A 13297-nucleotide genomic window follows, 5' to 3' on the forward strand; every position below is an offset into this window, starting at 1 on the left:
GGGGCAGCTGACTCTTCCTCATCTGGCGGGGCCGGGCCGCGAACCCGGCGAACCCGGTCCGGCGCTTGGTCCGACGGGCCCGGTCCGTGATGACCTATCAGCGACTCGCCGGGCTTTCAACCGGGCAGGCGCGGCTTCTGCAGTAGCCTTGCCGTGCAGCGTGGTGCGCTGCTCCTTGCGGGCCGGTGGTCCGGCGCGTTGCGCGTCGGGCCACCGGGCTGCGGCCAGAATCTCCCCCATGGCATTCACGAGGCCGAATCCTCCGACGGTGATCAGGCGCAAGCGCAATGGCGCGCCCCGGAGGATCGATGTATCAGCACAACAGTTGAGCCGGGTGGTCAAGCTTCTCAGTACCCTCGATGATCCGCAGGCCAGGCGGCTCGTCAAGGAGCTCAGTCCGGCACTGCAGCCCTTGTGTTGGTGGCACTCGCCACAGCGTTGCCCGCATTCGGCGCAGCCCCTTTGGGGTTTCTGTGCCCGGGTTGTGAAAGAAGCCTCGCAGCGCTGTTCCGAACATGCGCACTGGCCGCTTTCCGAGGGAGCAACTGATCCCTTTCCGAAGCGATGCACCGCCACCCTTGACCAGGAGCTCTATGACCACAGATGGGTGGAGAACTCAACCGGTTTGCGGTGTGTATACGAGAAGCGGGTGGGGAGCGACCGATGTGTGCACCACGATCCCCGGCCGGACGAATTGTGCGCCTATCTCCTCGAAGACGGTGCTCAGTGCAACGTGCCTGAGAGCATCCACCCCTGCCGCGCTCACCGGCACACAAGGCTCCGGGATCTGGAAGCCGCTTGCGAGGCACTGGTTCTCGCCACATCGTGTGGCCAGTGCGCTGCCGTCCCGTCGGCGCCGTGCATTACACGGGCCGGACGACAGCTCGCCAAGGTGCATGCGAAACGCAAGGACAGTGCCCTGGCCAGTGATGACGGTGAGAGGCTTCTCGAAGAGATCAAATTCTACGGGCCTCAGTACACCACGATCTGGGAGTAGCCGACAGGCCTGTTCCGTCGTCGTAGCCGTACCCACACACGTGACCCACGGCTTGTTCTGGCAGCCGCAGACCCTGGAGCCGAGGGTCCGGTCGGAAAGGATCAATTGCGCCTGTGGCATTGATGCACACACTCACGGACGACTGTTCCGGTATCACGGCAGGCAAGTGGGTTTCCTTTGGCAACGTCGGCTCGGCCGACGGCCGTTTCCATGTCACTTCCCACCTGGAGGCGTCCTACCCGTCGATTTCCAGTGATGCCGCTTACAGCCTGGCGGGCAGTTGTCTCCTCATGGAGGTCACTGATGCCGGAAATCAGTGCCTCCCTTCTTGGGAAGTCTTCCCGTGCAAGGTGAAGCTGGATTCCGGCAACTGGATGTCATTCCGCATCGACAACGGAAGTATCAGGGCCCGGCGCGTGGCGGACGGCACGACAACCGACAGCGGCAGCACCGCGTACAGTGCGACGAATCACCGGTGGTTGCGCATTCGCGAGTCGGGCGGCATGACCTACTGGGAAACCTCTGCGGACGGTGTCGTCTGGAATTCGTTCCACCGCATCACCAACCCCTTCCCGGTCGTTGCGCTCAGGGTCGAGATCGCCGCTGGGAACTGGGCCGCCGAGCCGTCTGCCTCCACGGCGAGATTCGACAACATCAACCTACCGCCGTCAGGCGTGGATGCAACGGGTCCGGCAGGGGCTGCGGGCACCGTAAAAGAGCTGCAGAATCACAGGCATGTACCCCCGGCCATGAGAGCCACATTCATTCAGCCCATGGCTGTCTCAGGGTATCCGAACTTCCCGACCGTCGACTGGACCCAAGCCCAGTACGAGCGGAATTTCGCACTCATGACGAGCGTGGGAATCGATACGGTCTGCGTGCAGTTCACCGTGGACCGCGATGCGGGCGAGGCGTATTACCCGAGCGCAATGTGGCCCCAGCGCTCCAACATGGTCGAGCTGATCCTGAACGCGGCTGAGAAGACCGGCGTCAAGGTCTGGGTCGGGCTGGCCAATACATGGTGGTGGGAGGAGAACGGCCAGCCGGGCGACTACGCCTGGCTCACCTGTCAGCTCGCGGACGACAAAGCCTGCGCGGAGGATCTGGACGCGCTCTACGGCGACTGCATCCATGGCTGGTACATCCCCAACGAGGTGGGGGACCAGCAACTCGCAAACGCCGCATACATCGACCCGATGAAGTGGTTCTACGGAGAGATCACCGCGTATCTGCACGGCAACTTCGGTCGCAAGCCGGTGATGTCCTCTCCGTCCTACTTCAACCTCACCCTGGACGGCCCCACGTACGCGGCGAAGCTCAGGGAGGTCATGCCCGACGTGGACGTCGTCGCCGTCCAGGACGGTGGCGGTTACGACTACATCTCGGCATCAGATATCCATTACTGGTTCACTCACCTGCGTAATGAATTCCGAGGAACGAGTACGGCCCTCTGGCACAACGCCGACATGTTCAGCGCCTCGGCGAACACCCCGATGCCCCCCGGCCGGCTCCAGGACAACTTGCAGGCAACCTGCGGCCTGGTCGCCGGATACACGGGGTTCTCGTTCATCAGTCAGATGGGTCCCGACACCGTAGGAACTGATGCCTACTGGGCTGCTTACGGGCAGTACGCGGCCACCTATGTGTCGCACCTTGCCTGAATTTCTTGACAATGTCATACGATAGTCCTGCATGCTGCACCCCGCCTGTCTGGATTCTGTTTATCGGAATTCCTGCACGCAGTGCACCGCCACACTCGCAGCCCATTCGGGCACCGCATGCGCGGGTTCTCATCAGACGTGCGGTAATTTATTCCGCACTGCCCTTCCGGTAAACATGGAGACCCTCTCGTGAACGCCCCGCGTATGGTCAAAGGAACGGTGGTCACGGTTTTCACCGCCGCCGTCCTGTCCGGCGTCATCGGCGCCAGCCTTTCGGCCACCCCGCCGGGGCTCGGCTCCGGTCCGCTCAGAACCACGTGGACCACGGGTGCCTGTCATCAGCTGGCACAACCCTGGGAAACCGCCTTTGCCTACGTCAGTGACACGAAGGACCCGGTCGACTGCGCCCGCCCGCACACCACCGAGACCTTCGAGGTCGTGAAACTCACCGGACACCTCGCACAGGCCCAGGAACGTCCCAGCTATGTGCTCCTCCAAAGAGCCGGCGAACACGTCTGTTCCAAGGAGAAGTTCGACGAATATCTCGGAGCCACCAGCCTCGACGCCGTCTGGGGGCTCAACACGATCCGGTTCTTCCCGAGCGCCAGGGAGTGGAAACGCGGTGAACGCAGGGTTCGGTGCGATGTCACCACCTCCCATGAGGAGATGGCCGCCCCCCAGGTTCTGAAAAGACCGATCAAGAACGTATACACCGCCACCGATGCCAGTCGCTGGCGGGTCTGCCGATGGCACGGCGACCAAGTGCCCTGTGCCGAAGACCACGGGGAGGAACTCATCGGTCCCCGGCTCCCGTTCAGCAAGGACCAGGTCGCAAAGGGCCGCACCTATATGAAGCAAGCCACCAGGCAATTCTGTGAGTCGCGGGTCTCCGCGTACATCGGCGAACCACTGAGCAAGCGGCCCGACCTGGAGTTCAGCGCGGAAGTGGAGGTGCCGAGCGAGTCCGCCCGGAGCAAGAGCAGCCGGGTCGGGCTCTGCTGGGTCGGTCCCGTCGGCGCCGACATGCTCTTCCAGGGGAGTCTGCGCAAGAACAAGGGCGAAGGCACACGGGCGTGAGCAACCACAGCATCCACCCGAAGAGCTCGAACGACACACTGGCGCGAGCCATGTCGTGGCTCACCGATCCCTGCCGCCGTCTGAGCGTGACCTGCGTCGTCATGGGCTTCGCATGGTGCGTGATCATGCTGGGGCGGCTGTTCATCGGCTCCACGGTCGGCCTCGCGGACAGCGGTGACGGCCACCGCCTCCTGTGCCAACTCGACGTCGCACCTGTGGGACAGCCGCAGTGGGCCTGGGTCACGCCGACGTACGAAGCGTACGACTGGAAGGGTGAGGCCTGCAGCACCGGGGGGAGCGGCACGCCCTATCTGAGTACGCAATGGGTGCTGCTGGTCTTCGCCAAGGCGCTCACCCCCGTCCTCGGGCTGCCCGGGGCGCTCGACCTGCGGGCGCTGGGGGTGGTGTGCTCATTGGTCTTCGGTCTCGCGGTCGCCCTGCTCACCGCGGCGATGCCGCTCAAGATCTGGGCCCGGACCGTCGTGGTCTGCGGGTTCGCCCTGGCCACTGTCGACTCAGCCGTCGCGCCCTACTTCATCTCTCCGTTCAGCGAGCCCGCCGCTCTGCTCGGGATGCTCTTCCTCGTCGCGGGGATTCTGCGGCTGCTGCGGGGCAGCCGCACGACCCTGCCCGGCCTGGCACTGGTCTCGGCGGCCGCTCTGTGGACGATCTTCGCCAAGGCGCAGACGATGACCCTGCTCATCGGAGTGCTGCCGGTCATGCTGGCGCGGCCGGTCCACTCTCCGCGGCTGGCCGGTGCCTGGCGACACCTGAGCCGACGGTTCCCGGACCTCGGGCGCCTTACCGCGGAACCGGCGGGGACCTCGGCCGACGGCGCCGGACAGCTCGCCCGGGATGGCGCCAGGGGCTTGGCCGTCGGGGTGCTGAGACGGCTTCCCGCCGCCGTGATGTGCGGTGTCATCGTCTGGTCGACGGTCCTCTTCGCCGGCGGCCAGGCCGGGTGGCTGAAGGAGGTCTACCATGTTCACCAGGTCTTTCTGACAATCCTGCCGAGCAGCCCGACGCCCGAGAAGGACCTGCGGGAACTCGGAGTCGCCCCGGAGATGGCGAAGTTCGCGGGCAAGTCGTTCCTCAGCACCACGGGTCCCACGTCCTCCCCGCACTACGAGGAATTCCTCGACACCGTCGACGACGGTGACATCCTCGCCTTCTGGGCGAAGCACCCCGGGAGGGCGGCGGCGCTGGCCGATGACGGGCTGCTCGCACTCACCGCGACCCGCCCCGAGTATCTGGGCAACTTCCTGAACGAGCCGGGCAAGGTCGCCTACGCCAAGGACGACAGCTTCTCCCTCACCGTCATGGCGTTCGCCCTCCTCAGGCCGCTGCGCTGGATCGTGTTCCCAGGGCTGTGGCTCGGCTCGCTGGCTGTCGGCGTACGGCTCCTGCGTCACCGGGGGCTGAGGGCGGGACCACGGGGGGTCGGCTGGGTGCTGATCGCGATGTCACTCAACACCGTGGCCCAGTTCTGGGCGGTGCTCCTGTCCGACGGCCAGAACGACATCGTCAAACACATGGTGCTGACCCTCTACGGCACTCTTCTTCTCGGCCCGTTGCTGCTCGCCGCGTTCGCCGCTACCGCCCTGAGCGACGATCCCGACACCGACCTCGACGAGGGCACGCCCGCCGCCGATGTGCCGTGGCAGCGGGCGGGAAGCAGCGGGGCGCTGGCGGCCACGTCGCCGGTCACAGGCGCCGAGGCTCCCGGCGCCGCCTTCCCGTAAGGCGCGTCGTGCCCCCGCCTCAAGCGACTCTCCGGGTGGGGGAACGGCCGGACGGACCACCCCTGTCCGGCCTATCGGGAGCCGCGCCTGTTGGCCCTTATGAGTTGCTTATGTTGCTTGGGCGCCCCACATCATCAGCCCCTGCGTCGCAGGTCAGAACGTTGTCGTCGCCGCCGGCCGGGTACCGAAACTCTTGTGTCCACCCGAATGGGTCAGTCGTGAGCGGCCTCACGAGACGAAGAGTTCGCATGACTGCGCAGACAGATGTTCCGCCCCTGCTGGCTCGTACCGGTACCACCACGGTTCTCGCTCTCGCCATGACGGGCGCAATGCTGCTGGCCCCGGGCACAGCGTCCGAGGCGAATGCCGCAGCGCTCGCCGCCAAGGCGCTCCATGTGGCCGCCTCGAAGGAGGGGGCGCCCTATCAGTACGGGGCCACGGGTCCGTACCGCTTCGACTGTTCGGGGTTGACCTTCTACTCGTTCAAACGGGCGGGCCGGAAGCTGCCGCGCACGGCCCAACAGCAGTACAACAACTCCCGGCATGTATCGGCCTCCTCCCGCAAGGTCGGCGACCTGGTGTTCTTCCATTCGGGACGGCGTGTGTACCACGTCGGCATCTACGCCGGTAAGGGGAGGATCTGGCACTCGCCCAAGTCCGGCACAGTGGTCCGTCTCGAAAGGATCTGGAACGGCAGCGTCTGGTACGGGCGGGTGGGCTGACGACTCGTCCGGATGGGCACCCAGGTACGGGCGCTCCACCATCAAGAGAGTTGATGTGATGATCATTCGACGTCCGACGTGTGCGGCGTTGAGCATGTTCGCCGCGTTCGCCGTCTTCCTGTCCCTCAAAGACTTGATGTACGGCGAGTTCACCGGCGACGAGCTCACCGGCATCCTGGACGACGCCTTCGCCGACGCCGCGGGCCTGGACACCGCCGCGACCTCGCTCACCAAGCAGTACGGCACACCGCCCGCCCCGGTCCAGGTCTCCATCACCGTCCCGTGGCTCAACCCGAACAACCACAGCCTGCAGCTGCCGGGCTGGTCCACCACGCTGGACCTGGGCGATCCCGACCAGCGGGTGCAGGCCGCCGACTGGTACCTCGACCAGTCTACGGCGCGCCCCACGCCTTCGACGCCGCCGGGCTCGGCTTCGACGTCTCCAACACCCAGCCCAGCCAGGCGTTCCGCTCCCCGCAGTACGGCGGGGAGGCCAACGACGGGCGGCTGTACGCGATGGGCGCGGAGTCCGTGAGGCACCACCAGGCGTACGAGTACGAGGCGAGCAGCGCCGGCGAGTCCCCGCTGGAGAGCTGGTCCGCGCACCAATACCTGGCCGTGGGCCAGGAGGCCGGGGCGGACAATTTCCCGCAGGTGTTCTTCACCGGTCTGGCCGGCGACATGTTCGACAAGATGACCACCCAGGCCGCCGCGACCGGCGACCGCTGGTGGTGCTACACCGACCTGGCCGACTACCTGGACGGCCGGCGGATCTCCAACCTGGAGATCGCTCTGCCCTGGCCGACAGCGGAGGAGCAGCAGGACGGCACCCGCCTGGTGCAGTGGATTCCGCCCGAGCCGATCGACCTGTGGGCGGTGCGGATGGACTTCACCGACCCGGACCCCGCCAGGCGGTGGCGCGGCCGGCTCACCGTGAAGGTCGACGGCCCCGGCGGCCCCCGTACCTCCTACCGGCAGCGTAGCGGCACGACCGAGTCCGATCCCTTTTACGGGGTCCGCGCCCCGCTGGCCCTGTCGGCCCGCGGCGACAGCAAGGTCTCCAAGCTGACCATCGTCCTGAGCCGCGAGGCCGGGACCAACTGGCCGGACATCACACGCCTGGTGGCGGACAAGTACGTCGTGCCCGTGATCGCCAACGGCGTCGCCGGGGAACTCTCGACGAGCTCGTACACGGTGCAGCCCGGCACGCACCCGGACTCCGCACCGACACACGTCGACTTCCGGCGCGGCAAACTCACCGACGGCCTCAGGTCGCCCACCGGCGACTGGAACTGGCCCGGCGCGATGGGCTGGAACTTCTACGGCGGCCATTTCACCATCACCATCGACCTCGGCCGGCCGCGCAAGGTCTCCCGGATCGACCTGTTCGCCCACTACGACCAGACCGCGGGCATCGGCTGGCCCGATCACCCGCTGGCCTACATCGGCCTCGACACACCCGCCCGCCACGCGGGCATCGAGGGCCTGACGGAGAAGAGCATGGGCACCTCCAGGGAGCACACCCTGGCGGCCCACGAGGTGAGCGGCACACCGCAGCAGGCCGGGACGGTCTCCCTGGCAGTGCCCGATATCGACGGACGCTATGTGACGGTCCACGCCCACGGCGCCGGCTGGATCCTGCTCGACGAAGTCCAGGTCAAGGACGAGACCGGCGCGGTCGTCTCCGAGGGCCAGCCGTACACCGTCAATCCTGTCCCCTCGGTGGAGCAGGGACAGCAGACCCCCTACGGCGACAACGCCGACCGGCTCACCAATCAGATCGTCACCCCGGTCTTCGCGCCGCAGTTCAACAACCTGGTCGACGGTGTCCCCTCCGGCACGGGAGGCTACGTGCAGGTCGCCTGGGTCGGACCGCGCCCGGTGCGCACGGCGACCCTCTGGTTCACCCGGCCAAGCCAGGCCGACGGCGTGACCCTGCCGCCGATGCCGATCATCGGCTGCTGGCGCGACCAGAACGGCGAGTGGCACGAAGAGTCGAACGTGGTCTTCATCGAGGACGGCGCCGCTCCCCACGCCTCCATGGTCCTCCCCTTCGATGCCCAGGTCACCGGGGTCAGAATGGATCTGGACCCGACCCCCGGGACCAACGGGTGGTACATGGTCAGCGAGTTCACCGCCCGCTGAGCGCGCGAGACCGCACGGCCCGGCAGGGGATCCCGCCGGGTAGTTGATTTCGCAACGGGTAAACCTTGTCGCCCGTTTGACTGCCCGCACCAGCGGGTTGATCATGGTGAGGAGCGCACCTCCGCTGGAGGCATCCATGGCTCCATTCGAGCGAGATGGTTTTGACCCCGAGTTCGACGACGGCGAAGACGACGGCGGGGTTGCTTACGAAGTCGTGAAGGTGTACCGGAGAAGACGCCGGGTCCGTCAGCGCCACGGGCACGGCTCCGCCGATGCCGACGCGGCGCCCCATCCGCCCTATCCTCCGCTGCCGCCCTACCCGCCCTATCCGCCGTACGTCATCGTCACCCCCGGGGGCGGACCGTACTCGTGCCCATGTGCTCCGAGTGGTGGGTCGCCGCCCGGCGACCCGGCCCTCATGCGGTCGCTCGGATTCGCCCACGTGCCCGCGGTCGCCACGCCCGGAGCCGCTGACCCGCAACCGGACCGGCCCCAACCACCCGTTCCCGCCGGGGACGTTCCCCGACCGGCCGCGGGCACTGCCCCGGAAGCCGTCGGTCTCGATCCGTTCGTGATGATCCTGGAGCTCGCCGACGAAGCGGCCCGGGGGCGAGAGCGAGAATGAATTGAGCTGGAGGTCGACATGGCCCAGGCCCGCAGTCCTGAACCCGGAGCGGATACGCCCGTCGCCACGGTGTACGCGACCCGCGCCTGGTACACGGCCATGCTCAACCAGACGATGCAGGTCAAGACCGATCTGGGGGGCCGGGTCGAGAGGCTCGAGGCCGAACTGGACTCGGCTCAGGCCCAGCTCAAGCACACCGACAATTCGATCGAGGCACTCCAACGCGTACTCGACACCGTGGACGACTGGATCCGAAAGCTCACCGTCGGTGAAGAGAAGAGGAAACCGGAGGGAAAGGGAGCGGCGGCCAAGCGGAAGACCCCGGCGCGCACGCAGTCCGCGACGCGCCCTCGGGCGCGTGTGAGGAACGAGGAGGCCGGCGATGGCTGAGATACGCCGATTCATGGCCGAACTCGCGATCAGCGCGAGCCGTCTCGGACGATACGTCCGCAGCCCGGCGGCAGAGCTCAAGGCGGCCCGCATCCCGGACAACGAGATAGCGGCACTGGCGTCGGGCCGTGCCATCGACCTCTGGCAGGTGCTGCTGGGGAACGGCGAGACCGCCGCCCCGCCCCCCGCCGCCCCCGTCGCGCAGAAGCCGGGTTCTCTCGCCGTGGTCGGAACAGGAATCCGGGTCGTCGGGCAGCTCACGGTCGAAGCCATCGCGTGGATGAAGGAAGCGGACGAACTCGTCTACCTCGTCGCCGACCCGATCGCCGAAGAAGTCATCACCCAGCTGAACCCCAAGGCCCTGTCACTGCGCGGCTACTACGGCGAGGGCCAGGGGCGCATGGGCAGCTACGAGGCCATGGTCGACCACATCCTGTCCTGTGTGCGCGGCGGAAAACGCACCTGTGCCGCTTTCTATGGCCACCCCGGCGTCTTCGCCTACCCTTCGCACGAATCCATCCGGCGGGCCCGCACGGAGGGGTACACCGCCTTCATGCTTCCGGGCATCTCGGCCGAGGACTGCCTCTTCGCCGACCTCGGCGTCGACCCCTGCGTCAACGGCACCCAGACCTACGAAGCCAGCGATTTCCTGCTGCACGAGAGGACGATCGACACGTCCTCGCAGTTGATCCTCTGGCAGGTGGGTGTGGTGGGCGACTTCACCTACCGGGGGCAGGGATACGACCTGCGGGGCTTCCCGCTGCTGGTGCAGCGCCTGCTGGAGTTCTACCCCCCGTCCCAGGAGGTCGTGCTGTACGAGGCCGCGCTCTTCCTGGGCTGTCCACCGACGATCCAGCGGCTTCAGCTGTCGCAGCTCACGGCGGAGTACGTGAACGCCGCGACCACGATGTACATCGCGCCGGCACGCCCCACGACGCCGAGCGCACGCATGCAGTACGCACTCCGCGATGTGCAACAGGCGACGGGGGCCCAACAGGCACCACAGAACGGAGAGTGACGACCTGTCAGCAATACGTCCGCAGTACGTCCGCCGAAACCCCGCACCAACGCCCTGACCGACGTCGGTGGCCCGCTCCAGCCGAGGAGTGACAGAGGCCATGAGCAAGGCACCCTACCCGCCGTTCCCGCCCTATCCACCCTTCCCGCCGTATCCGCCGTACCCACCCGTGGTCATCGGCGGGGGCTCCGGGTGCTGCCATGCGGTAGCCCAGACGATGGGATCCCCGCCGGCCCCGGCCCCGGCCGCGCCACCGCCCACACCGGCTCCGACACCGCAACCACCCGCGCCGGCCCCTGCGCCGACACCGCAACCACCCGCGCCGGCCCCTGCGCCGACACCGACACCGACACCAACCCCGACACCGCAGCCGCAACCTCCGCAGCCCCCGCCCACGACGACGGTCACGATCGCCGCCGTGGTCGTCATCGCCTGACCTGCGGTCGGAGGTCCTGCCATGACGTCGCCATACCCTCCCTACCCGCCGTTCCCCCCGTTCCCGCCCTTCCCCCCCTACGCGCCGTACGGGGCGCCGGCGGGGCAGTCCACCTGCGCGGGCGTACCGACCGGAGGAAGCGCGCCTCCTCCTTCATCGGCGGCACTACCGCCGCAAGCCGGTACGCAGCCTCCCGCCGAGCCGCAGCACAACGCGTTCCCCGGGATGAACGCCGGTAACCCGCTGTCGATCTATTTCAACTTCGACAGCCCCCTGTTGGTCGATCAGACGGCCGAAGGCGTCGGAACGGCGCAGTCGGCGCGACTGCAGCAGTTCGCTCAGCAGGCCCGGGGCGTCAACGCCACCGCGGTGGTGGTCAACGGCTACGCGTCTCCCGAAGGGCAGGAATCCCACAACGCCACGCTTGCGCGCAACCGTGCCAACGCCGTGCGGGACAGGCTCGCCGGGCTGCTGCCCGGTGTGGCGCTGACCGTGGGGACGACGGGCGCGCTGCCCGGCGGCCCCACGTCGTATCCGAGCCTGCGCCGGGCGGACGTGTTCATCACCGCCCCGGCTCTCTGACATGTCACCATCGCGCATATGCATGTGCGTGCGACGGCATGGAGATCCGTAGCCGGCCTGATCGGAATCTGCTCTTTTTGCCCTCTTCTTGTCATAAGGAATGGCGAAACCCAGGAGCCCCTCCTGCCTGACGCAGTTCCGTTTGAGCGTCTGCACGTGAAGGTACTCGAAACCTTGCCGCACGATCCGCATTCCTTCACTCAGGGGTTGGAGATGGCGGGTGCGGTGCTCTACGAGAGCACCGGCCTGGTGGGGCAGTCCACGGTTCAGGCGGGACCACCCGGCGCTGCTCCCGCGGTCCGCGCCACCTTGCCGCAGCCGCTGTTCGGCGAGGGCATCACTGTCGTCGGCGCGAAACTGTGGCAGCTCACGTGGCGGGACGGGATCGCCATCGAACGTGACGGCGTCACGCTGGCTGAACTCCGCCGGGTCCCGTACCGGGGTGAGGGCTGGGGAGTGTGCTATCAGTCAGGGCGTGACCGGCTCGTGATGAGCAACGGTTCCGCTCGCCTCACCTTCCGGGACCGGAACAGTTTTGCCGAGATCGGTGGAGCTACGGTGTCGGCTGCCGGGCACCCTGTTGCCCAGCTCAACGAGCTGGAGTGCGTCGGCGACACCGTGTACGCCAATGTCTGGCTGACTGACCGGATCGTACGCATCGATTCCGAGACCGGCGCAGTTACTGGAGTGGTTGACGCCTCGGGACTCCTTCCCGCCGTGGAGCGGGGGCACGCAGGCCCCTTGAACGGAATCGCGGGTATCCCCGGAACCCGCCAGTTCATTCTCACGGGCAAACTCTGGCCCAAGGAATTTCGCGTCGAGTTCGTCGCGGACCTGAATGCCCCGCGATAGCCGTCGGCCGCTGTGCCCTTCCCCGCCCTCGCCCGGCCCGAGAGCCGGACGAGGGGCCTCAGCTTGCTGGACCAGGGCGTCACCCAGTACGTCGTCCTGGGCGCGGGTCTGGACACCTTTGCCCAGCGCAAGCCGGAGATCGCCTCCCGCCTGCGGATCTTCGAGGTGGACCAGCCGGGCCCGCAGGCCTGGAAGCGCCGGCGCCTGGCCGAACTCGGCTACGACATCCCCGAGTGGCTGCACCTGGTGCCGGTCGACTTCGAGGCGGACGAGGACTGGTGGGAGCGGTTGGCCGCCGCCGGTTTCGACCCCGCCCGGCCCGCGGTCGTCGTCTCCACCGGCGTCAGCATGTACCTCACCGAGGACGCCACCGCCGCAACCATGCGCCGGATCGCCACACTTGCCCCCGGTTCGACGCTCGCCATGACGTTCCTGCTGCCGGTCGAACTCGTCGACGAGGCCGACCGCCCCGGCCTGCTGGCCGGCGAGGCGGGCGCCCGCGCCTCCGGCACACCGTTCCTCAGCTTCTACGCCCCGCAGGAGATGCTGGCCCTGGCCCGTGAGTCCGGCTTCAAGGACGCCCGCCATGTGTCGGGAGCCTCGCACGCCGAGCGCTACTTCACCGGCCGCACCGACGGCCTGCGCCCGTCGACCGGAGAGGACGTGCTGGTGGCCACGGTCTGACCGCTTCCGTTGCGCCGCTCAGGTCCGGCTCTCACCCGGATGTCGAAGGGCCCCGCAGGCATGACGGTCTGCGGGGCCCTTGCGCGACTACGGGAGACGTAGTGACCTGCTCAACGATCCGGTGGTGGATCGGTTGTGCGCTTCCCTGCGCCGGTCGGGTGAACTGGATTGCGCACCCCGTCGGTCCGCTGACGTCTGACGTCTCGTCAAGTCGTCAAGGTGCCGGGCTCGGTGTCGCTCCGGGTGTGCCACTTGGACAGTTTGGCCAGCAGGAAGACCAGGGCGGCCGCGCAGGCCACCGCGCCCCACGCGGGCAGCAGCCAGGCGGCGGGCAGCAGCATGCCCGGGGTGAGGACCAGACAGGGC

General features: G+C 67.4%; 10 protein-coding genes and 1 pseudogene. All 11 read left to right on the forward strand.

Annotated elements, in window-relative coordinates:
• Positions 1-1119 precede the first annotated feature (1119 nt).
• A complete protein-coding gene (locus IE252_RS37470; RefSeq protein ID WP_229849053.1) occupies positions 1120-2658 on the forward strand; it encodes a DUF4434 domain-containing protein in 1539 nt (512 codons plus the stop codon).
• A gap of 189 nt (positions 2659-2847) precedes the next feature.
• Positions 2848-3735: a septum formation family protein gene (locus IE252_RS37475; RefSeq protein WP_190093958.1), complete on the forward strand. Its 888-nt coding sequence runs from the start codon at positions 2848-2850 to the stop codon at positions 3733-3735.
• On the forward strand, positions 3732-5477 hold the full coding sequence (gene wsfD / locus IE252_RS37480) for a glycan biosynthesis hexose transferase WsfD (RefSeq protein ID WP_190093959.1): 1746 nt from the start codon (positions 3732-3734) through the stop codon (positions 5475-5477). The genes IE252_RS37475 and wsfD overlap by 4 nt, the downstream gene beginning before the upstream one ends.
• 248 nt (positions 5478-5725) lie before the next feature.
• Positions 5726-6199, forward strand: coding sequence for a C40 family peptidase (locus tag IE252_RS37485; RefSeq protein ID WP_190093960.1), 474 nt, complete (start codon positions 5726-5728; stop codon positions 6197-6199).
• Between the two features lie 58 nt (positions 6200-6257).
• On the forward strand, positions 6258-6734 hold the full coding sequence (locus IE252_RS37490) for a DUF4855 domain-containing protein (RefSeq protein ID WP_190093961.1): 477 nt from the start codon (positions 6258-6260) through the stop codon (positions 6732-6734).
• A complete protein-coding gene (locus IE252_RS37495) occupies positions 6731-8344 on the forward strand; it encodes a hypothetical protein (RefSeq protein WP_190093962.1) in 1614 nt (537 codons plus the stop codon). The genes IE252_RS37490 and IE252_RS37495 overlap by 4 nt, the downstream gene beginning before the upstream one ends.
• 643 nt (positions 8345-8987) lie before the next feature.
• A complete protein-coding gene (locus IE252_RS37500; protein WP_190093963.1) occupies positions 8988-9359 on the forward strand; it encodes a hypothetical protein in 372 nt (123 codons plus the stop codon).
• The gene (locus tag IE252_RS37505) at positions 9352-10377 is read left to right on the forward strand and encodes an SAM-dependent methyltransferase (protein WP_190093964.1); all 1026 of its coding nucleotides are present in this window, start codon (positions 9352-9354) and stop codon (positions 10375-10377) included. The genes IE252_RS37500 and IE252_RS37505 overlap by 8 nt, the downstream gene beginning before the upstream one ends.
• Before the next feature lie 661 nt (positions 10378-11038).
• Positions 11039-11395 carry an OmpA family protein gene (locus IE252_RS37510; protein WP_190093965.1) on the forward strand — a complete coding sequence of 119 codons (357 nt, stop codon included), beginning with the start codon at positions 11039-11041 and terminating at the stop codon, positions 11393-11395.
• An 18-nt stretch (positions 11396-11413) separates the two neighbouring features.
• On the forward strand, positions 11414-12247 hold the full coding sequence (locus IE252_RS37515) for a glutaminyl-peptide cyclotransferase (RefSeq protein ID WP_190093966.1): 834 nt from the start codon (positions 11414-11416) through the stop codon (positions 12245-12247).
• Positions 12248-12319: 72 nt separating this feature from the next.
• Positions 12320-12931 (forward strand): annotated as a pseudogene (locus IE252_RS37520) (class I SAM-dependent methyltransferase); the annotation flags it as partial.
• Positions 12932-13297 lie beyond the last annotated feature (366 nt).

The sequence above is a fragment of the Streptomyces melanogenes genome (genome assembly GCF_014649795.1).
In the GTDB taxonomy this organism is placed as follows: domain Bacteria; phylum Actinomycetota; class Actinomycetes; order Streptomycetales; family Streptomycetaceae; genus Streptomyces; species Streptomyces noboritoensis.